A 22,226-nucleotide genomic window follows, 5' to 3' on the forward strand; every position below is an offset into this window, starting at 1 on the left:
TTCATCACTTAAATTTAACAGATCGGTTTAATCGCTATAATTTGCCTCCATCTTATTTAAAATAAAATGGTACGGCTTAAAATACAGCAACTTACTAAATCTTATAAAAACGGGGTAAAGGCCCTGAATGATGTTAATTTGAACATTGCCAACGGCATGTTTGGCTTATTGGGACCAAATGGCGCGGGTAAATCATCATTGATGCGCACACTCGCTACTTTGCAACTGCCGGATGCGGGACAGATCCATTTTGATGGAAATGATGTACTGCAAAATCCTCAGGAAATGCGGAAGAAGTTGGGTTATTTACCACAGGACTTTGGTGTTTATCCTAAAGTTTCAGCTTTTGATCTCTTAAACCACCTGGCGGTTTTAAAAGGTCTGCAAAATAAGAACGAGAGAAAAGAGCAGGTGCTTTCACTCTTGCAACAAACAAATTTATTTGAAGTAAGGAAAAGATCAGTCAGCACCTTTTCTGGCGGTATGCGACAGCGTTTTGGCATTGCGCAGGCTTTATTAGGTAATCCACAACTCATCATTGTAGACGAGCCCACTGCTGGCCTCGATCCACAGGAGCGAAATCGCTTTCATGATTTGTTGAGTGAGATAGGAGAAGACAGGGTAGTAATCCTATCCACCCATATTGTAGAAGATGTGAACGACCTTTGCTCCGAGATGGCCGTGATGGCCGTTGGTAAACTGATTTTACAGGGCAAACCGGCTGAATTATCCCAAAATTTGAATGGTAAAATCTGGCGGAAGGTAATCGATAAGGTGGATTTAATTTCCTATTCGTCGGCATTTAATGTAATCTCTACCAAAATTATTTCGGGTAAATTACATGTATTTGTACTTGCAGAACAACTTCCGGCGGCGGGTTTCGAATCGGTGTACCCCAGTTTGGAAGAGGTTTATTTTTCTTCATTATTTGGTCCGGCCAATCAACATAAGGAGGTAAAGCTATGATACTGGATTTACTAAAGTTTGAACTGAAATACCAATTCGGACAAATTTCTTTCAAAGTAGCAGCGCTTTTATTTTTTGTTCTGGGGTATTTCTGTGTGGTACAGGGGGGCTTTGGTGGGGAAGAAGTTCATAAAAACTCGCCCTATGTTATTACCAATATTATCGCACTACTTTCACTTTTTTCCATCTTTTCGGGGACTATATTCAGCGCGAATGTGGTATTGAGAGATGCGGTGTTCAGGATGGAAGCTGTTATTTTTACTACATCGGTTAATAAATTCAACTATTTTGGCATCAGGTTTTTAGGATTGCTCTTCGCTGTCTTTAGTCTGTATATATTCGTAGTCCTGGGGATTTTTATTGGCTCCTTTTTCGTCGATGCGGATCGTTTGGGCGCTTTTCGCATCAACTATTTTTTGCAGCCACTATTGGTTTTTGCTTTTCCTAATGTACTGTTTGCGGTGGGAGCATTGTTTTGTACCGCTATATTAACCAAAAGCATCAGGGCAATTTACGTAGTAGGCGTATTGATTTACATCTTATACATGCTGGCTTCGATTTTTGGAAATTCTCCTTTGCTGGCCGCTTCCACAATGAAAGCAAGTAGTCCGGATATTTTGCCTTTATTGTTAGATCCTTTTGCGCTGGCCTCGTTTTTTGGAGAAACCAGAACCTGGACGGATTTTCAACGCAACCAACAATTGTTTCCAGTAGAAGGTGTTTTTTTGTTCAACAGGTTATTGTGGTTGGGTATCACTGCTTTAATTATGTTGGTGACTTACCACTTATTTAATTTTCGTGTACAGCAGCAGAAACAATTAAAATTAAAGGTACTTAAACAAGAACAAATAGAACTGATTCCTTATCACACTTTAAAGGTTTTCCCTAATGGTTTACGTTATGTTTTCAGCACCTTTAAAACACAATTCAGATTAGAAGTGATTTTCTTATTTAAAAATATCCCAATTATGGTAATGCTTTTACTCTGGGTGTTTTTGTATGGTGTAGAATTAAAAGATCAATTGTTCAGTGGGGTTTACGGTATCCATAGTTATCCAGCAACGGGTATTATTATCGAAGAAATGCGTTCGATGAAATTTGGATTGATCCTGATCTTATTTTATGCTGCAGAAACCATCAGCAGGGAAAAATCGGTTAATATCCATGGGTTAATTTACAGTACCCCTGTTCGGAATTCCGTGTTATGGATGGCGAAAAGTTTCAGCTTGTTTACGTTGGTTTTTATCCTCGTTACGTTAAATATTGTTATCGGTATTGTTTTACAGGTTAGCCACGGTTATTTCCACATCGAATTGCCTTTGTATCTAACTTTATACTATTACAGCGCCTTCCCGATGTTGCTTTTCGTGGTGTTGATTTTATTTACTCAGAATCTGAGTACAAACAAATACCTTGGTATGGTATTAAGTATGGTTATAGTTTTTCTGATCTCTTATGCGGAAAGGTTTGGGCTATCGCATTATCTCTTCCGCTTTGCAACCGTTCCAGATCTTCTTCACTCTTATTTTAATGGTTTTGGATATTATGCTACATCTTTTAACTGGTATATGTTATATTGGACTGCCTTTGCAGCAATTATTGCAGTTTTAACCATTGGAATGTGGCAGTGCAATGTCGAAGTAAAGGTTATTGAACGATTTAAGTTAATTGGAAGAAGCGTGAAGCAGTATAAATGGATTACTGTTTTTGCATTGTTGACCTGGATTTCCTGCGGCACGTTTATTTTTTATCAAAGCAATATTGTCGGAAAGTATCAAAACAAAGAAGCGAAATTAGCATGGAGCCTGGCCTACGAAAAGAAATATAAATCACTGGCAGCTTTGCCACAACCGGTAATAAAATCGGTTAAAACAAATGTCGATGTATATCCAGGTGAAAGTAAATATACTGTTAAAGGCACTTATCAGCTAAAGAATGAAACAACTTTACCCATTTCTAAAATATGGATTTCTGTTAACCCAGCGGTAAACTCATTTTCAGTTGAGGTAACAGGAAGTGAAAAAAGCGAAATGGATGAGCACTATAACCAGCAGTTTATTACGCTGAAAACTCCCTTAAAACCGAACGAAGAGCTGAAAATGGATTTTTCCATTAAAGTTATCCGGTCTGGGTTTACCGCGTTTGATAGTGAAAATTCAATCGTTAAAAATGGAACTTATATCGAACTGGAAAAATTTGTCCCTCAATTGGGCTATAGCTATAATTTTGAAAGCGATGATAAACAAGAACGGAAAAAAGCAGGTTTGGCCGAAATTGCCACTAAACCAGATTATGGACATACATACGAACTGATTGATTTAGAAACCACCATTTCTACGGAAACAGACCAGAAAGTGGTTACCGTTGGCGAATTACAGGAGGAATGGGTATCGGGCAATAAAAGATATTTTACATACAAAACGGTTCAGCCCATAAATTTCATGTTTGCCTTAAGCAGTGCGAAATATGCAATCAAAAATGAGAGATATAAAGGCATAAATCTGCGTATTTATTATCAGCCTGGACAGGAATATAACCTGAAGAGTATTTTTGAGGGTGTTCAGGATGCTTTGGATTATGGTAATAAAAATTTCGCCAGTTATCCGCTTAAACAACTCACCATTGCCGAAATTCCTCAATACAAAGGTGCTGCTACCGCTTACCCTGGATTAGTTTTTAGTGCAGAACGCATTAATTTTTTAGGAAATTATAGTCAAAGTAATAGCATCAATCAGAGTTATGCTATTGCCGCACACGAAACGGCACATCAATGGTGGGCGAATATATTGGCACCGGTTGATGGTGCGGGTTATGCCATGCTAACGGAATCGCTGGCCAAATACACCGAAAATGTGCTGATCGAAAAAAGATTTGGAAAAATGTACTTAAGGAAGTACCTCGCTTATGATAATAACCTCTATTTTTTGAACCGGAACAACAGCGAAAAGGAATTGCCGCTGGCCAAAACTTTAGATCAGTCTTACGTGCATTACCAGAAAGGTGGATTGATGATGTATGCGGTGAAAGAGTTATTAGGGGAGGAAAAGTTTAATGCGGTACTAAGCCAGCTCATTACCGATCATAAAAGCCCGAAACTAAAAGCTAAAGCAACTGATCTGGTTAATGCATTTTTAGATCAGGCTTCAGCTGAACAAAAGAATTTTATAAAAGATTGTTTTAACAAGGTGGTGACTTACCATCTGGGGATCAAATTGCTTCGTTGCAATGCCCTGAATAACGGAAAATATAAAGTTGAACTAGAAATTGCAGCTGAAAGAGTAAGCGATGGTGCGAAACAAAAGCCTGATCTGGAAATAGATTTAGCCTGTTTTGATCAGTTGGAAAGTGATTGGAATGCAAATACTAAGCCGGTTTATTTTCAAAAGTATCACCTCATGCAGAATAAGACCAGGCTTTCGATTATAGTGAATCATAAACCAAAAACAGTGGCAATTGATCCTTACGGATATGTGTTAGATGGTGATAGAAGTGATAATGTCGCGGTGGTGGAATAAAGTAGCTTAGATTATTCTAGTTGTAGCATCTCGCTACGACATGCGATTATTTTTATAGGGTCTTAGCGTCTCGCTAAGACCAGATTGCGTCTAAATGACGATTAATCAATTAGCCCTAAACCCCTTTGGCGTACACTGCATCTGGCGTTTAAAAAATATATTAAAGTTTGCCGGGTATTCAAAACCCAGACAGTAAGCAATCTGTGCGATATTCCACTCGGTGTGTTTCAATAAAGCTACTGCTTCAGTTGCTATTCTTCTCGAAATGTGTTCTGAAGTGGTTTTTCCCGTTACTTCCTTTATCGCATGGTTTAAATGATTTACATGCACCAGCAAGCGGAAAGCAAAATCGTGGGCCGTTTTTAATTCTAAAATATGCTCGGTAGAACCAATAGGAAACTGCCTTTCCAACAGTTCGAGAAACAACGCGGTTAAACGTGCCGATGCATTGTTCTGTTTAAATAAAATATCCTGTGGTTTTACCTTTAATGCTTCGTGAACGATCAGTTGCACATAATTCCTTAACAGATCGTATTTATGGATGTAGTCGCCATCCATTTCTTTCATCATTTTACAGAAAATATCCCTTAACGTTACTTCCTGTTCATTATCAATATGAATTACCGGACTATCGTTTATGCGCCACAATAAAGAATCGCGAAGGGTTTCGTTGCGGTTATGTATAAAATTTTCGGTAAAAAGGCAGAAAAAGCCTGCAGGTTTTGGCGAGGTACTTTCCCAGGAATATGGAATATTCGGATTGGTAAACAGCAATGCCCGACCTTTAATTTCTATGTCAGCATCCGCATAATGCAAAATCCCATTGCCAATAATCAACGAAATTTTATAAAAATCCCTGCGGCTAAAAGCAGAGGGGATGTTGGTGCAAACCACACTTCTGTTAAAAACATTAAAGTGCCCAATATCGTTAATCATCCCCAAGCTTGGCGTAGGAATCTCTGGACGTGTAATTTTCAGCCTATTATAAAAATCCTCTAAAGTTTCCTTTTTTTGAAGCGTAGAAAGCTCTTGGTTTTTTGATAACATAATTAATCCTTAGTCACGTAAAGTTATGGTTTAATCACCATTCCTTCATGCATTTCCTCGGTAGGTTCTGCAACTAATTTGTCACCTTCTGTTAAATGGCCAAAAACTTCAACTTTATCGTCAGTTTCCCTACCTTTCTTTACAGCGACTTTAACCGCTTTGTTATCAGTTACTTTTAATACAAACAAGCCTTCGCTGGTATCTAATAATGCCTTTTTAGAGATGATAAACGTACTGGCATTGGCCGGAAGCTGGATATTCAGCTCAGCTACCATACCAGGTAATAAAACCTTTGAAGCATTTGGAACATCCATCTCCACACGCTCTGAACGTAAACGGACATCTAAAGCACCGGATAAACGTTTCACTTTTGCTTTAAAAGTTTGGTCGGGTAAAGATTTTACAGTGAAACTCACTTCATCGCCAACTTTTAAATAGCCGGTATAAACCTCTGGAATGGAAACCGCCAAACGCAGGTTTTTCTGATCCTGCAAAGTAAACAAAGGCAGATCAGAGCCCTTACCTGTAGGACCAACATAAGCACCTAAATTCACATTTCTGGCTGAGATAATTCCACTGAAAGGTGCCCGGATGGTTAAATAATCCTGAACCGAGCCTACCTCTTTATAAGCTGCTTTTGCGGCTTCGAGTTGTGCCAGATCGGAGTTCTTTTTGGCCATGGCCTGGTCCAGGTCGTTGGTAGAAATAGTACCAGGGGTTTTACTGGTTTCGTATAAACGGTTGTAATTGGCCTTGCTAGCAGTATAAATGGCTTCCTGTGCTTTAATCCTTGATTGTGTTGCAGCCAGTTGCGAAGTCATTTCCGGTGCTTCCAAAGTCATCAATAACTGGCCTTTGCTCACTTCCGATCCAATATCAACTTTTAATGACTTCACAAAACTACTTACTTTGGCATATAAGTCAACTTGTTGAAAGGCAATTAGTTCGCCTGGTAGATTGAGCTGAGTGGATAATTTTTCTTTTTTAAGATCGAAGGTTGCTATGGCTGCTTCTTTTTCTTTTTTTGCCGGAGCTTTTGATTCTGTATGCCCACAGCCGTATATAGCCGTAAGCATTAAAAATCCTGTATTTAATAATCCTGTTGAAAATATCTTCGTATTCATTTGTGATGATGATTTTAATCGTTTTCTTCTAAACCTTTAATGTAATGGATGCTGTCTGTATCTTCCGGGTCAAGCGACATAGAATTGGTTGTCTGCTTTCCCTGAACCCATGCAAATACCAATGGCAATATGATCAATACAGCGAATGTGGAAGCCAATAAACCTCCAATTACTGCCCTGCCAAGTGGCGAAACAGCCCCGCCACCTTCGCCGTGACCGATGGCCATTGGCAACATACCTGCAATCATCGCAATACTCGTCATAATAATTGGACGTAAACGTAATGCAGCAGCTTCACGTGCCGATTCGAGCGCATTGCCATTGTGTTTTCTTAATTGCTCTGCATTGGTAATGAGTAACACGGCATTGGCGATAGATACGCCGACCGACATGATGATTCCCATATACGATTGCAGATTCAAGGTTGATCCGGTAATGGTTAATAATAATAGTGAACCTAAAATAACTGCCGGAACAGTAGCTAAAATAACCAATGGAACTTTAAAAGACTGGAAGTTGGCGGCCAGCATTAAGAAAATAACCACAATGGCCACAAACAAGCCAGATTGTAAACTATCTAAAGTGTCGCCCAATACTTTGCTCAATCCGATTGCGGTAACATTTAAGCCTCTTGGCAGTTCGCCCAGGTTTTTAATCGCCTTTTGCATATCTTTTGATGCAGTTCCCAAATCGGTATGGTAAAGATTTGCGGTTACGGATAAGAAAGGCATGGCCCCAATGTTATCGTTTTCACCAGCAGTAGTATCTGGAGTGATTTTTGCCACATCGCTCAGTACAGGCCGTGCCGAATTTTTTAATAAAGGAATTTCTCCGATATCATCTTTACTGGTCATTTGATTAAGTGGTACCTGAACCTGTACACTATAGGGTAAAGCTGCTTTTTCATCTAACCAGATGTTTTTATCGGTATAACGTGATGATGAAGTTGAGGCAATCAATGAGCGCGAAATATCAGCCATATCTACTCCGATCTGTGCTGCGCGGGTTCTGTCGATATCAATATTTAATGATGGATATTTAATCGGTTGCGCTAGCTGAACATCCCTCATGTAAGGGATTTCCTTTAATTCTGCCAATATTTTATTGGCATACTGCTCATTCAGTTTTTTGTTTTTCCCGGCAATACGGATCTCAACAGGAGTAGGGGAGCCCTGGCTCAATACTTTATCTGTTAATTCAATAGGCTCGAAAGAAAGTTTAACATCAGGCAGGAGTTTTTTGATTTTTTCCCTCAACTGATCCTTAAAATCGTCCATATCTTCTTCAAAATCTTTTAAACTTACCTGGAAAACAGCTTCATGCGGACCAGCCATAAACTGGTAGATGGGATTTACCGAAAACTGTGCCGGGTGCTGACCAACATAAACAGAAGAAATACCTACATGCTCTTCGCCAACCATTTTTTTCAGTTCTGCCAAAACAACATTTGCCTTTTCTTCGGTACGTTCTAAACGCATTCCATCGGGTGCACGTAAACGCAACTGAAACTGACTTGAGTTTACCCTTGGTAAAACATCGCGGCCAATATTAGCCAATAACAAGGCCGCTAAACCGATAATTACTACTAAATAAACCAAAACGACAGATTTTCGATAAGGTAATATGCGATCAAGGAAACGCATAAAGCGGTTACGGAATTTATCGAAGAAACCAATTTTACCGTCACCACTAAAATCTTCACGTTCAACCAGCACCTTTTTTTGGTTGAGGGTATCTTTTTCCGATTCGAGTGTAATGCCTGTTGCTGTAAAATCTGCCTCATCCTGTGTAATTTCCGGATGGTGTTCAGCTCCTTTTTTAGGATGTGCAACCATTAGCCAGTTGGCCATAATCGGCACAAAAGTTTGAGATAATAAGAAGGATACCACCATTGAAAAGCCGATTGCCAGAGCCAATGGTAAAAATAATGCTCCCGGAATACCAGTCATGGTAAAAGCAGGGGCAAACACGGCAAGAATACAGAACAGAATCAGCAATTTAGGGAAAGCGATTTCCTTACAGGCATCCCAGATCGCCAGGGCCTTGGGTTTGCCCATGTCGAAATGCTGGTGGATATTTTCTATCGTTACCGTCGATTCATCTACCAAAATACCGATCGCCAGAGCCAATCCGCTCAAAGTCATGATGTTAATTGTTTGTCCGAATAATTTCAGGAACAAAACGCCTGCAATAATCGAAGTTGGAATGGTGAGGATTACAATCAGGGCGGCGCGTTTATCGCCAAGGAAAAGTAAAACCATTAATCCGGTCAGTATCGCACCAATTGCACCCTCACTGATCAAACTTTTTACCGCATTGATTACATAAACGGATTGATCGAACTCGTAGGAAAGTTTAACATCTTCCGGTAATGAACTTTGGATATTGGGCAGGTTTTTCTTTAAATTTTTCACCACATCCCAGGTAGAGGCATCTCCTGATTTGGCGATACTTAAATACACTGAGCGTTTACCGTTGATTAAAGCATAACCTGCAACCAAATCGGCTCCATCTTTAACCGTAGCCACATCGCGGAGCTGTAAATTTTGTACACTGCCTTTAAATAAAGGAATATTTTCAAAATCCTTCACTTTTTTAATCGTGTAATTGGTTGGGGTAAGGTAGTTTTTATCGCCGATCCTTACGTTTCCTGAAGGTGCCGTCTGGTTATTTAACCTAATGGCTTCTACCACCTGATCTACCGTTAAATTGTGCGAACGGAGTAAAGATGGATTTACATTAATTTCTATCGTTCTGGGGCTACCACCAAAAGGAGCAGGAGAGAGCAAACCCGGGATAGCCGAAAAACTTGGGCGAACATAAGTATTGGCTAAATCCTGTAGTTCGTTGTTGGTGCGGATTGGACTGCTCAATACCAATTGTCCAACAGGAAGCGAAGAAGCATCAAAACGGATCACGAAGGGAGGCTGCGAACCTGGCGGGAAAATAGCCTGCGCCCTGGTAGAAAGCGCACTGAGTTCTGCTGCGGCCTGCGCCATGTTGGTACCCTCGTAATAAGTCAGCTTCATCAACATTAAACCCTGTGTGTTTTTAGTTTCGATACTTTTGATACCATTTGCAAAAAGCAGGATGTTAACGTATTGTTTACCAAAATAAGCCTCCATCTGGTCGGGAGTATAACCGCCAAAAGGATGGGCAATATAAATTACCGGAAGGTTCATCTGCGGTAGGATATCAACCTTGATCTGGTTGATGGCCCCTATACCGAAAAAGAAAAGTCCGGCTACTAAAACTAAGATGGATATGGGTTTGCGGAGTGCGAAACGTATTAAATTCATTGATATAGCCAGATTAAAATTCGTTGATAAATATATCGTAATTGCCCAAAGCAGCCGACTTTAACAATAAAGCCTGCCAAACATTGGTAAAGGCAATATCCCGATCCGTTTCGGCTCTGTTTAAAGTGAAAAGTGCCTGGGTAAGATCAACCAAGGTGGTCAAGCCGTTCTTGTAGAGGGTGTTTTTTTGTAAATAAGCATCAGAAGCTGCTTTTACCTGAATAGGTGCTTCCCTATAATTGGCTAGGGCGTTGTTCAATTTGGTTTCAGCAAGTGCCAGTTGCGCCCTTAATTGCTGATCGACCAAGTTGTATTCTTCCTTTAAACCCTCGCTAATGTATTCTTGTGCACGTACTTGCGGATGGTTTTTTAATAAGGTAGATAAATTCCAGGTCATTCCTATTCCAATCAAATAGTTTCCACGCGTAGGATTGATACCATCTGCATAACTGGTAGAATAAGCGCTTTGATCTAAGGCATAACCTGGGCTAAATCCCGATCCCCGTCCCTGCATTACACCGAAGAAAGTAAAGGTTGGATAATAAAGTTTTTTGAAATAATTAACCTGTTGATCGCTTACATCTACCCTGTTTTGGTAAAATTTTAAAAGGGGATGCGAACTTTTAACCACTGTATCTTCAAGGAGATTACCCGGTATGCGCGTAATGAAAGCGGTATCCAAATCGTATGAGGTAGCCGTTAAACCCATTAAAAGGCCTAAACGATTGGCTTGTTCCTGCTCCAGGTCTTTTGCTTTGGTTAAGGCAATTTTTGCATTTGAAACTTCTGCTTTTGCAAAGGAAGAATCTACTCCTGCAATTAATCCGTTTTTAGCCCTGATGATGGCTGTATTTTGAAAAGTAATCGCACGATAGAGATTTTTCTGTTGCGACCTGGTTAAGCGCTGTGCAGCCAATAAATTTAAATATGCGCCCGAAACGCGGATTTCTTGTTGGAATTTTTCCTGTTCTAAATCATTTTTATCCCTTTGGTAAGTCGCATTGGCCACTTTTATCCGGTCTCTGATTCTTCCGAAGGTGAAGAAATCCCAGTTTACGTTGGCTAAATACAATCCGCCAAATGCAGCGTTCCAGTTTTGCCTCTCTAAGGCCGGACCAGAAGAAGCCGCTCCCAAACCGCCCAAACCATACTGCGGGCCGTTTTGGCCATTAATGGTTCCATAATCCTGTTGGGCACTTAAACTAAAGTTTGGCAGATACTCCCTTTTCGCCTGTTGAATGTAAGATTTTGAGGCATCTGCATAGTTGTATTTGGCCTTTATCGTACCGTAATTGGTTAATGCAGTATTAACAGCCTGTTTTAGACTTAGTGTTTGAGCATTTGCGCCAATAGATAAACTAATAAATAATAATAGTGAATAATAAAATAAAGATATGCGTGGCATAGTGTATAATTTACACGGCAAATGTAAATTATGGCGGCAATATCAAAGTATTCCGTTCAAATCAAAAATTATGCGAATCAAATAATAATCGAAATGTTACTTAATGAACAATGAAAACACCCTTTTAACTAATTTTTATTGATAATTTTTGATGTACGTATGCAAGTAAGACAAAAGGATTACAAAGCCAGGCTACTTCACATGAGAGAATATGTCATTATAAGGAGCATTTATTAGTAGGTCGTCATTTCGAGCGGAGCGCAACGAAGCCGAGAACCCAAAGGCTCTGCGAAGCAAAATCTGTCTCGGAGTAGATCTCTCCAACTCCACTGCGTTCCGGTCGAGATGACGGCATTTATTGAAAGTACTATCCCGCTTCAGTATAGTTCTTAAAGTTATCCAGAATAGTCTGCCATCCGCCACGCTGCATCTCGATAGGGTTGGTCGATTCCGGATCAAAAGTTTCAATCACCTTGGTCTGCTCGCTTAAGGGCTCGAAAATGATGCTTACTTTTCTACCGTCTTCTAAACTGTATTCAATTTTTTTGTTGGTATCAATGGTGGTGTAGGTTCCGCCAAAATCGAAACTCATGCTGCCATCTTTTGCAGCCATGGTACTTTTAAATTTGCCGCCAACTTTTAAATCGTTTTCCGAATAGGGGGTATGCCAATCGGGAGAAGCAAAACTCCATTTTGTAATGTGATCAGGATTGTTCCAAAATTCCCAAACTTTTTCTACTGGTGCATTTACTGTTGTTTCTACTGTAATGTTTTCCATTTTCTTAGCTCTTTTAAATTGTATGGTAAAGTTATATGAACTTTTACAGCCCCAAAAGTGTAAATGCGACAAAAGTGGGGTGAAATACACCACTTTTTAGTTGTTTATAAAATAAATGGTGTTTTCGCTAGTGTAAATCAGTATAAATAAAAGTAACGGTATCTCTGGATGCCAGGCCGCTCATGTTTCCACCTGTATAAACGGCTTTATAACTCGCCCCTTTTTTTAGGTCGTAAGCTTTAAGCAAATCAGCATTTGCAACCAGGCTATCACCTGGATTTACATTTGTATAACTAGAGGCTGGAGGTGGCATAATCCTTTTGGCCATTGCACCTTTGTATGGGGCTTCTTCTCCTTTTTCGTTGGTAATGCTTAAATAACTGCTCATTAAAGGTTCGAAGGGAGTATGCCAGATGCAGAATTTTTTTGTGCTGTCGGTATTGTTATGCACCACAAATCTCAACAACAATGGCTCGCCAATGGTTACATTGCCATTTATCTTTAGTTTGACCTCGAGCGAATCAGTTTTGTTGGCAGTAATTTGATTGGTGCTTTCGTTTTTAGTGGTAGCGGTGTTTCTTGTAGCTTCGCTACAGGCCGAAAATAAAACCAAAAGTGCAGGAATAATTAATTTGATGTTTTTCATGTGTTGTTTTTGTTTATATAAGCAAATGGAAATTGATATTGTTTGTTAAGAATTGATTTTACTAAAACGTTTTTTTTAGTTTCGAAATTAAAAATACTCATCATTTTAACTATGATTGGAAAAATCTGTATATGTAATCTAAGACAAGGAGTTAAGAGGCGATACAATCGCGATTCTCATATATCCCCTTTACAAGCGGGGACGATGCAAGGCTTGATCGATCTGGATTGCAAATCAAGGCTAATAGTTAATTACCATTTACTAGGAAATAAGCTATACGACAGGTATATCCTGTAGATTTTGGATGGTGATATTCGCTGGTGCGTACGCTCAGTTTGTGTTCTCCACCGCCCAATTGGTCGCCCAATAATAAATACCAGGGTAAATGCAGACTTGCGCTCCATTGGGTGTACAGATCGATTGTTTTCTCTTCACCACCATCAATGCGGTAATGGAGCATACCTGCATCAGGTCCTGATAAAATAGCGATACCTACCGCATTACCTTTAAAAATTAAATCGAAACCGCTGTTTCGCGTACTGCTTTCCAGTACAGGTATGTTTATAAAACCCGGTCTGGCTTCTAAACCATCACTTGGTTTCCAGTTTTTGTTGATGCTAAAAGTATTTAGGTTTTCTGCCTTATTAATATTTACGTATTGACCTTTGGTATAGGCAAATTTGTCGATGATTTTAGGCAGACCAACGCTTTGTTTTCTGTTGGTATTTTTCTGGTTTTCTTCCAGGAAGGTTTTAATCGTATTAAAATAAAGCTGCTGACCAAAAGGCGCCGGATGGAGGTCTTTAAAATCGGTAGCCCAGGTAAATTCTTTATTGGCAATACGTTTATCTACTTCTAAAGCCAGATTAATGAAAGGCAAATGATAATATTCGGCTAAATCACTATGTACTTTTACCTCAACCGGGATTTTCCCATTGTCGAAATCATTGTTTTTATCTTCATCGGCAAAAGCCATTAATACGATATTGGTTTTCGGGTTTTTGTTTAAAGTATGTCTAATGATACCTTCTAAAGCGCGGCGTTGTGTTTGTTCTGCGGTTTTATTTACGTGATCATTAACGGCTGATTCTACGAATAATAAATCTATTTTGCCGCTGTCGAGCACATCGCGCTGCAGGCGGAAAGCATGAGGCAAACTGCCTAATGATGGGATGCCCGCATTAATGAACTTAAATTTGGTTTGTGGGTAGGTTTTAGTCAGGTAGTTGCATACCAAAGCCCGCCAGCCCTCCATATCGGTAATTGATCCACCTAAAAAGGCGACCGTTGGAGCTTCGCTTTTTCCGAGTTTTTCGGCAAAGTTGTTACTATAACAGTTAAAAGTAATGAATGAGGCAGATTGAAGCTTGTTTTGGGCAAAACTTTTAGAAATTAGTGCTGTTAATAGCAGGCAAAGAAAAGAGATCCGTTTCATGTTAATTAGAATAAACCAAAAGTAGTAAAATTTACAATTGATTTAATAGTGTAGCTTAGATGGGTAAAGATAATTTTTGATCCGTTTGGGAAGATTAAACGTAAGTAGGAATAAATCCTTAAATAAAAATGATGAAAATAAATATAGCAGCAATTATGGTAGTTGTTTTAGGCCTGATCGGAATAAGAACTCCTGCGCAGGAATCGAAACCTAAAGGTAAAAATCCACCGCTTGAAGTTGGGAGCAAAATCCCCAATTTTACCCTTAAAGATGATAGCGGAAAAGATTTTAAAGTGAGCAACTACATCGGAAAGAAAAAACTAGTGATCTATTTTTATCCAAAAGATGAAAGTAGTGTTTGTACCAAAGAGGCTTGTGCATTCAGGGATAGTTATGAGGAGTTTAAATCAACCGACGCGATGATTATTGGCATAAATTCTGGCACTGTGCAAAACCATGCCGATTTTAAGAAACACCATAATCTGCCTTTTACCCTGTTGAGCGACCCGGATAATAAAGTCCTGAAAATGTTTGGCGTTAAAGATGTGATGTTTTTAACCGGAAGAGAAACTTTTTTGGTTAATCTGGATGGGAAAGTGGCATTTAAATTTAAAGGAATGCTAAAAGGAGATGAGCATGCCAGTAGTGTTTTGGCTTTTTTGAAAAAGAAGTAATTTTTATCGATTAATTAGAGTCCGTTTGCGTGGGCGGTTTTTTTAAAGTTTTTAATCGTAAATTGGAGAGCAAATTTGGTACAGCTATTATTGTTTCTCCCCGCTTTCCGTTTTGCTTCGCGCCCACTTCAATCGGGGCTAGGTGGCGCAGCCTGTAATAAGATTATGGGTTGCGTGTTTAAGCACGAGTGAGATATTTTTTTAGTGAATTATCTGTTTATGCAGCAACCATTGTTTAATAAACCTGGTAGCAGCGGTTCCGATTTTTCATCGGAATTAGCGAATAACGGGGCTGCTGTTCCCGAAAAGCCGCTGAACGATCGTTTTCAAAAAAAATAATTATTAATATGTGGCAAGTTTTTCTTTATATGGAGCGCAATTTGGTACAGCTATTATTGTTTCTCCCCGCTTTCCGTTTTGCTTCGCGCCCACTTCAATCGGGGCTAGGTGGCGCAGCCTGTAATAAGATTATAGGCTGGGTGTTTAAGCATGAGTGAAAGTTTAGAGTTTGTTCAGCAACCATTGTTCAATAAACCCGGTAGTAGCGGGCATCCCGATTTAAGCACTGGTTTATATTATGTTTTGGTGTGCTTGCTTGTTTCACAGGTTTTTCTATCGGGATAAAGCGGATAACGGGTCTGCTGTTCCCGAAAAGCCGCTGAACGATCGTTTTCAAAAAAATAATTTATTACTATGTGGCAAGTTTTTCTTTATATGGAGCGCAATTTGGTAAAGCTATTATTGTTTCTTCCCGCTTCCTGTTTTGCTTCGCACCCACTTCAATCGGGGCTAGGTGGCGCAGCCTGTAATAAGATTATGGGTTGTGTGTTTAAGCACGAGTGAGATATTTTTTTAGTGAATTATCTGTTTATGCAGCAACCATTGTTTAATAAACCTGGTAGCAGCGGTTCCGATTTTTCATCGGAATTAGCGAATAACGGGGCTGCTGTTCCCGAAAAGCCGCTGAACGATCGTTTTCAAAAAAAATAATTATTAATATGTGGCAAGTTTTTCTTTATATGGAGCGCAATTTGGTACAGCTATTATTGTTTCTCCCCGCTTTCCGTTTTGCTTCGCGCCCACTTCAATCGGGGCTAGGTTGCGCAGCCTGTAATAAGATTATGGGTTGCGTGTTTAAGCACGAGTGAGATATTTTTTTAGTGAATTATCTGTTTATGCAGCAACCATTGTTTAATAAACCTGGTAGCAGCGGTTCCGATTTTTCATCGGAATTAGCGAATAACGGGGCTACAGTTACCGAAGTACTACTAAACACTCATTTCCAAAAAATAGAAAGATATTATATTAGCTCGTTGCCATTTTTTTCTTCCTCCTAAACCTTTTCACCTGCCCCATGTGTTCTGTGGGGATATTATCGCCAAGTAATTTACCCCATGGTTTAAGTCCATCTATCCGGTCGAAAATAATTTTCAATACAGCAATAAAAGGAATAGAAAGGAACATGCCAGGTATGCCCCAAAGAGCGGCGCCCATTAACACAATTACAATAGAAATAAGGGCATTGATCTGTACCTTGCTCGAAACAATGCGTGGTACAAGGATATTATTATCAATAAACTGGATTAGCGCATAAGCACCTATAATTAAGAGTTGGGTAGTAAAACCATCTTTGGTTAGGGTGGCCATTAATACTGGTAAAGCAATGGCTATAATACCGCCAATATATGGGAGCAGGTTTAATATAGCGCCGATAACACCAATTAAAATGGCATTTTGTACACCAAGGATTAATAAGGCGGCAGAGTTCATTACGGCAACAATAGAAGTTTCGATCAATAAACCTATAATATAGCTTTGGATGGCCGCTTTCGTTTCGCCCAGAATTTCTGCAACTTTCTGTTTGTTTTCCTCCGAAAATACTTCGTAAATGAAGTTTAGGATCAGCGTTTTATATAATAAGATTAAAAAAGTATAAACCGGGATCAGGAAAACGACACTTAAAACACCCATCAAACCACTGAGCGTTTGACCGATCAGAGCTTTACTGCCATTAGCCGCATCATTAACCATCTGCATCTGCTTTTGTGTAGAAATGCCAAAGGTTCCTTGTAACCAGCTTCTGATCTGCTCAAGCAACTGCGATAATTTCTGTTTAATGCTATCCAGGTCATCAAAAAAGTGGGCTACCTGTGATGACAAAAAATAAAGTACGGCCACCACCACCAGCAAACCAATGAGCATAGAAAGAATAATACTGAGAATTTTGGGCATTTTTCTTTCGAAACGGTTGGTAAGCGGATTTAGCAAAATGGCAATTAGGGCAGCAAAAGCTAATGGTACCAGGATGTCTCTCAGTACACTCATGATAAATACCGTAATTACTAATCCTAAAAGAATTACAGGGGCCTTGATGTAAAATGGGTAGGTTTTAAGCATTTTTTAGATAAGTTAACCGTTCAACAACCTAAAAGGTACTAAAATTGTTTTAAAGTTCTTAGCCGTCTAAGGAATAGGTGAACAGGGCATCATTCTTTTTTGAGTTTTAACGCGTAGAAATGGCAAACAATAGCCAGTTAATTTATAAATTTAGCACCAAATAATCATGATAAAAATTACCCATGAAAAATAGCTTTTTGATAACTGCCTTTTTGTTTTTGTTTAGCCATGGTTTAAGTGCTGCCGAAGTAGATACTGCTTTAACCTACAGTAAATCGATGGACAAAAATATCAAAGCTGTGGTAATTAAGCCCGATAGCTATAAAACCGGAAAAAAATTTCCGGTGGTTTATCTGCTCCATGGAGCTGGAGGTAACTATGCAGAATGGGTCAAAAAAGTGCCGGGGATTAAAAACCTGGCCGATCAATATCAATTTATTGTGGTATGCCCTGATGGGAATGTAACCAGTTGGTATTTCGATAGTCCGGTAGACCCCGAATGGAAATACGAAACCTATGTAGCTAAAGAATTGGTGAGTTATGTTGACGAACATTATAAAACCATTGCCGAAAAAAAGAGCAGGGGCATTACGGGTTTAAGTATGGGTGGACATGGTGCGCTTTACCTGGCTATTAAACACCAGGATGTATATGGAGCCGTAGGGAGTATGAGTGGTGGTGTAGATATTAAACCTTTCCCGAACGGATGGAATATTTCAAAAAGATTGGGTACAGAGGATGAATTTCCGGAGCGCTGGAAACAGAACAGTGTGATTGATATGATCTACCGCATTAAACCAGGATCGCTTGCAATTGCCATTGAATGTGGTACTGAAGATTTTTTCTATAAAATGAATGTACGTTTGCATGATGAGCTATTGTACAACAATATTCCCCACGATTTTACCACGAGGCCTGGCGTACATAACTGGGATTATTGGGGCAACGCGATTAAGTTTCAGAGTGTATTCTTAAGTAACTATTTTAACGTAAAGCCTTAAACATTGTTTAGGCAGCAAGTTGTGCACTTACTTTATTAATGAGGTTGTTGATATCGAATGGTTTGGCGATGAAATCGTTAGGATAACAAATGATGCCTTGCATATCGCTTAAGTTATGGCTGGCCGAAATCATAATTACCGGAATGTGCAGCATTAACTGGTCTGATTTGAGCAGATTACAAAGATCCCGTCCATCCAGGGCACCTAGCATCACATCCAGTAAAATTAAATCGGGTTTAAATTCTCTAATCCGCTGCTTAAAATAACTTGCATCCATTAATCCATTTACCTGATAGCCTTCCAGTCTTAAAATTAATTCTATAACCTCTAGTATTTCCTGATTATCATCAACCACTAATATTTTTTTCATTTTCTCGTTCTCCTTCAAGTTATTGTGATTGTATTAGCCTATTGTAAATAAATAACTTCTGATTGATTAACAAGGGCGGGGCTAAAAGGTTTCGATCTATTTTGACGAAAATACAACGGTCAGTTTTAGTCAGACCTGTAATCCAGTCAAAAAAAATAATTAGCAGATTCTTAGTTATTCCAATCGCAGTGAAATCAAATGATGTAGCTATAATAATGTCGCTTGCATTAAAATAATACATCATTTTAAGTAAAAAATTAACTTTTAGATTACATACAAAATAAAGACTTACCATATTTTTGAGCGTTCTCGAAATCTTATTTTTAAAGCAGGAAACCGAACATTTAACAAAAATGAAATACTTAGTCAAAGAAATCAGTGACGGAAACTGTGATATCACATTATTGCCAGAAAACCTGAATGATAGAAATCTTTTAGCCGAAACTACAAAAAGCCTTCAGCACGATTATCAGCAAACTATCCAATCGCATTACGAACATGCATTGAAAAATGAAGTTCATGGCAATGCTGCATTTGTTTCCTTAAATAAAGAAGAAAGCAATTATCCGAAAAGAGTAAATGTGAATTACCAGATTATTTTAAGCTAAATTAGCTTAATTTGCTTGAGAAAGGCTTTCTTTACCATTAAAGAAAGCCTTTTTTATTTCTAAACCGGTAATGAGAATTTCGTCTACGGTCCGATTACATTAAAGGCTTTTTTCATTGGGTTAATGCTTGAATATTAGATATTTGTTTGTCATTATGAAATTAATGGCATTTGAAGAAAAACACTTTTCTTATAGCCATATTTTGAATCTTATTTTTTTATTACTTGCTTAGTATATTTGAAATGAAATTGCGTTTTTGGCATGATAACGAGGTAAGCATTAATCGATATTAAAATATTTTAAGCGGAAACCTAAAACCAAGCCTATACATTTTATTTTTAGCCTGGATTAAAAAGCAAGAACAGGCTGCTGATTGATAACAGAAAGTTATAAATGCTAATCAAAAGAGCAGCCAATGCAGTAAGAGCATAAAACAACTAAACAAAAAACTCAAACAAATGATATCTTTAAACCACACCAATCTTGAACAATCTTATGCTATTGGGATTGATGTTGGTGGCTCTTCGCTCAAATGCGGTATAGTAAACCAGCAAGGCGAAATTTTGTATTCCACGCTGATTCCGCTAAAAAAAGCAAAAACTCAGGGTGCAATTATTGCACTTATTGTGGAGGCGATCCAAACCTGTGCAGCAAAAGTGAAACATCCTATTTTAGGTGTGGGAGTAGGATTTCCGGGTACGATATACAATAATAGAATTATTGCCGGTGCCGACAATCTACCGGGCTTTAAACAACTGGCCCTTGGCGAAATCCTGCAGGATGTAACCCGTTATAATATTGTTATGGATAACGATACCAATTTGATGGGGCTGGGTGAAATGTGCTATGGTGCTGCTAAAGATTGTAGTGATGTGGTTTTTCTTACCGTTGGTACAGGAATTGGCGGAGCCGTTATGATTGACAATAAACTGTATGGCGGATTCAGAAGCAGGGGGACAGAATTGGGGCATATTATTGTACAGCACAATGGCTTGGCCTGTGTGTGTGGCCTAAAAGGATGTTTGGAAGCTTATGCTTCAGTAACTGCATTATTAAAACACTATAAGTTTATTCATCCGGGCATACCCGAAAAAAATGAAGTTGATGGGCGTTATATTATAGAAAAGTACCTGGCTGGTGAAGAGTATGCCATTAAAGCCATGGAGCAGCATTTCGATTACCTGGCAACAGGTATTACCAGTTTTATCAACATTTTCAGTCCAGAAAAAATTGTGATTGGGGGCGGAATAAGTGAAGCTGGTGCCTTTTATACCAGAGAAATAGAACGCAGAATCAAAACCTTAGCCGTTCCGGTGGCATCAGCCAATGCTTTGGTTGTTCCGGCAAAATTGGGTAACAAAGCAGGTTTACTGGGTTGTGCCGCAAATGTTTTTCGAAAATTTAAAGCATTCGGTTACGTAAGCACCTAAAATATTACCTTATCAGGGCTTATTTGCTGTATTCCTTATCTTGCACTGTCCAAACCAGGTCCTTGGTTTGATACCCGAGATCATTTGCTTTTCTTAAGTAATCTGCCTTTACTGCGTCTGGAATGTACTTTGTCCGGGAAAGTATCCAAAGATATTCCAAGTTATTTCCGGCTATCAGGGCGTACTGGTAATCGTTGTCGATCTCAATTACATTGTACCCGGCGTAGAAAGGACCGAAAAATGAGACTTTTAACCTCGCTTCGTCATTGCCCTTCACAAATTTGGCCTTTCCAATGCTTTGCTTCCATTTGTTTTTTACCGTGTCATAACCCTTATTGTCGACCTTAATAGACCCTTCATCATTTTTTGAATAGGTAGCGGTTACGTTCTTCAGGTTTTTTTCGAACTTGAAATCCATTCTGGCAATTTCGTACCAGGTGCCCAGGTATTTATCCTTTTTAAATGGCTTAACTGCTGATGCTCTCTTAGGAATTGAAACCTTACAGCTTGCATAGACTGCCGCTATGATCGCTAATGTCGCTAACAAAAGCGTATTCCTGTATTTTGTTGCCATTATTGTAATTTTAAATAATTGCAACAATGATGAGGCACAAATGTTTGAGCGCTTAAGGTAAGATTGAATTTATTCCGGTTTCGCTAAGCTTTTTGAACGTCGGCATTTTGACTGCACGCCATACAAACGGGCATATACGGACCGGACATGTTTTTATGGGGAGGTGCTGCTTTTTTACATCCTTTATAAATTGAATATTTTAGAATTATAATGTCCAGCCTACTAGTTGCTTAATAGATCTCTTTGTATGGATAGATGAAAATTTATTTTAATTCACCGACATTTGCGCTTACTTAACCAATAGCGTAAAATAGCCTATGAAATATTTATTCTTGTTTACAGCTTTAATATTCTTGCATTACAATAGCTTCAGCCAAAAGAAAAAGGCTAGAGCCGAACCGCCGCCGCCGCCAAAGGAAAGCTTAATAGAATTTTCGGAAAAACCATTCACCCTGCAGCCATATTCATTCCCTATTTTGTTTAAATGGGAAATAAATGCAGATACCACACTTAAAACGGGTACCGTTTTTAAAAAAGTAATAAAGCTTACCTATGAAAAAACAGAGGTAAACGGTTATTACAGCCAACAGGATGTTACCTTTAGAAGGTCGAAAACGGGCCTGGAAAATTCAGAACAGAAAATTCCAAAATTGATTACAAAGGTTGATTATTATGATGTAGAAATTGTAAATGGTATCGTCATATTTAAAGAGAGGGATCGCAAAGTAATGTATTTGAAAATTATATATGATAAAAACAATCGTGTAAGTCGCTTAAAAGACGTAGATGATGGAACTGTTTATAACCGCGTCAAATCAGAGGAACATCCAGTCGTTGCTCCAAAGCCTGGTAGTTAGGAACATAAGTAATGAGAAGATCATATTGATTTCATAGGCATTCAATTTCATTGTTGATCAGTAACAACTGATATTGATTGGCCGGGACGGTAATTAAAAT

17 protein-coding genes are annotated in these 22,226 nt (G+C 38.9%); 7 read left to right on the forward strand and 10 right to left on the reverse strand.

Features of this window, described 5'->3' with window-relative positions; all coding sequences use genetic code 11:
• The first annotated feature begins 66 nt into the window (after positions 1–66).
• Both FFJ24_RS05095 and FFJ24_RS05100 read left to right on the forward strand, forming a co-directional pair.
• Positions 67–966, forward strand: coding sequence for an ABC transporter ATP-binding protein (locus FFJ24_RS05095; protein WP_138823157.1), 900 nt, complete (start codon positions 67–69; stop codon positions 964–966).
• Positions 963–4,481 carry a M1 family metallopeptidase gene (locus FFJ24_RS05100; protein ID WP_138823159.1) on the forward strand — a complete coding sequence of 1,173 codons (3,519 nt, stop codon included), beginning with the start codon at positions 963–965 and terminating at the stop codon, positions 4,479–4,481. Before FFJ24_RS05095 ends, FFJ24_RS05100 begins: the two co-directional genes overlap by 4 nt.
• A 105-nt stretch (positions 4,482–4,586) precedes the next feature.
• Here FFJ24_RS05100 and FFJ24_RS05105 read toward each other — a convergent pair whose 3' ends face one another.
• The 7 genes from FFJ24_RS05105 to FFJ24_RS05135 all read right to left on the reverse strand — a co-directional run bounded on the left by FFJ24_RS05105 (position 4,587) and on the right by FFJ24_RS05135 (position 14,215).
• Positions 4,587–5,528: an AraC family transcriptional regulator gene (locus FFJ24_RS05105; RefSeq protein ID WP_138823161.1), complete on the reverse strand. Its 942-nt coding sequence runs from the start codon at positions 5,526–5,528 to the stop codon at positions 4,587–4,589.
• Between the two features lie 23 nt (positions 5,529–5,551).
• Positions 5,552–6,652: an efflux RND transporter periplasmic adaptor subunit gene (locus FFJ24_RS05110; protein ID WP_138823163.1), complete on the reverse strand. Its 1,101-nt coding sequence runs from the start codon at positions 6,650–6,652 to the stop codon at positions 5,552–5,554.
• A gap of 14 nt (positions 6,653–6,666) precedes the next feature.
• A complete protein-coding gene (locus FFJ24_RS05115; RefSeq protein WP_138823165.1) occupies positions 6,667–9,951 on the reverse strand; it encodes an efflux RND transporter permease subunit in 3,285 nt (1,094 codons plus the stop codon).
• Positions 9,952–9,964: 13 nt separating this feature from the next.
• Complete coding sequence (locus tag FFJ24_RS05120) at positions 9,965–11,356, reverse strand: TolC family protein (protein ID WP_138823167.1); 1,392 nt, start codon at positions 11,354–11,356, stop codon at positions 9,965–9,967.
• 367 nt (positions 11,357–11,723) lie between these two features.
• On the reverse strand, positions 11,724–12,134 hold the full coding sequence (locus tag FFJ24_RS05125; protein WP_138823169.1) for an SRPBCC family protein: 411 nt from the start codon (positions 12,132–12,134) through the stop codon (positions 11,724–11,726).
• 127 nt (positions 12,135–12,261) lie between these two features.
• A complete protein-coding gene (locus tag FFJ24_RS05130) occupies positions 12,262–12,780 on the reverse strand; it encodes a protease (protein WP_138823171.1) in 519 nt (172 codons plus the stop codon).
• Positions 12,781–13,027: 247 nt separating this feature from the next.
• The gene (locus FFJ24_RS05135) at positions 13,028–14,215 is read right to left on the reverse strand and encodes a GDSL-type esterase/lipase family protein (protein ID WP_138823173.1); all 1,188 of its coding nucleotides are present in this window, start codon (positions 14,213–14,215) and stop codon (positions 13,028–13,030) included.
• A gap of 128 nt (positions 14,216–14,343) precedes the next feature.
• Between FFJ24_RS05135 and FFJ24_RS05140 the strand changes: the two genes are divergently transcribed.
• Positions 14,344–14,889 (forward strand): peroxiredoxin, encoded by a 546-nt coding sequence (locus FFJ24_RS05140; protein ID WP_210419466.1) that lies wholly within the window; start codon positions 14,344–14,346, stop codon positions 14,887–14,889.
• Between the two features lie 1,305 nt (positions 14,890–16,194).
• Here FFJ24_RS05140 and FFJ24_RS05145 read toward each other — a convergent pair.
• Positions 16,195–17,286 carry an AI-2E family transporter gene (locus FFJ24_RS05145; protein ID WP_138823175.1) on the reverse strand — a complete coding sequence of 364 codons (1,092 nt, stop codon included), beginning with the start codon at positions 17,284–17,286 and terminating at the stop codon, positions 16,195–16,197.
• A gap of 182 nt (positions 17,287–17,468) precedes the next feature.
• On the opposite strand from FFJ24_RS05145, the gene FFJ24_RS05150 reads away from it, so the two are divergent.
• Positions 17,469–18,287, forward strand: a complete 819-nt coding sequence (locus tag FFJ24_RS05150) for an alpha/beta hydrolase family protein (protein ID WP_138823177.1) — start codon at positions 17,469–17,471, stop codon at positions 18,285–18,287.
• Between the two features lie 7 nt (positions 18,288–18,294).
• Here the strand turns inward: FFJ24_RS05150 and FFJ24_RS05155 are convergent, their stop codons facing one another.
• Entirely contained in the window at positions 18,295–18,657 is a 363-nt protein-coding gene (locus FFJ24_RS05155; protein ID WP_138823179.1) for a PleD family two-component system response regulator, read from the reverse strand.
• A gap of 353 nt (positions 18,658–19,010) precedes the next feature.
• On the opposite strand from FFJ24_RS05155, the gene FFJ24_RS05160 reads away from it, so the two are divergent.
• Positions 19,011–19,265, forward strand: a complete 255-nt coding sequence (locus FFJ24_RS05160; RefSeq protein WP_138823181.1) for a hypothetical protein — start codon at positions 19,011–19,013, stop codon at positions 19,263–19,265.
• A 458-nt stretch (positions 19,266–19,723) separates the two neighbouring features.
• Entirely contained in the window at positions 19,724–20,695 is a 972-nt protein-coding gene (locus FFJ24_RS05165; protein WP_138823183.1) for an ROK family protein, read from the forward strand.
• 19 nt (positions 20,696–20,714) lie between these two features.
• Here FFJ24_RS05165 and FFJ24_RS05170 read toward each other — a convergent pair whose 3' ends face one another.
• Positions 20,715–21,269, reverse strand: coding sequence for a lipocalin family protein (locus FFJ24_RS05170; protein ID WP_138823185.1), 555 nt, complete (start codon positions 21,267–21,269; stop codon positions 20,715–20,717).
• A gap of 317 nt (positions 21,270–21,586) precedes the next feature.
• Here FFJ24_RS05170 and FFJ24_RS05175 point away from each other — a divergent pair, with 317 nt between their 5' ends.
• Positions 21,587–22,126 (forward strand): hypothetical protein, encoded by a 540-nt coding sequence (locus tag FFJ24_RS05175; protein WP_138823187.1) that lies wholly within the window; start codon positions 21,587–21,589, stop codon positions 22,124–22,126.
• The last annotated feature ends 100 nt before the right edge of the window (positions 22,127–22,226 follow it).

Source organism: Pedobacter sp. KBS0701 (assembly GCF_005938645.2).
Classification (GTDB): domain Bacteria; phylum Bacteroidota; class Bacteroidia; order Sphingobacteriales; family Sphingobacteriaceae; genus Pedobacter.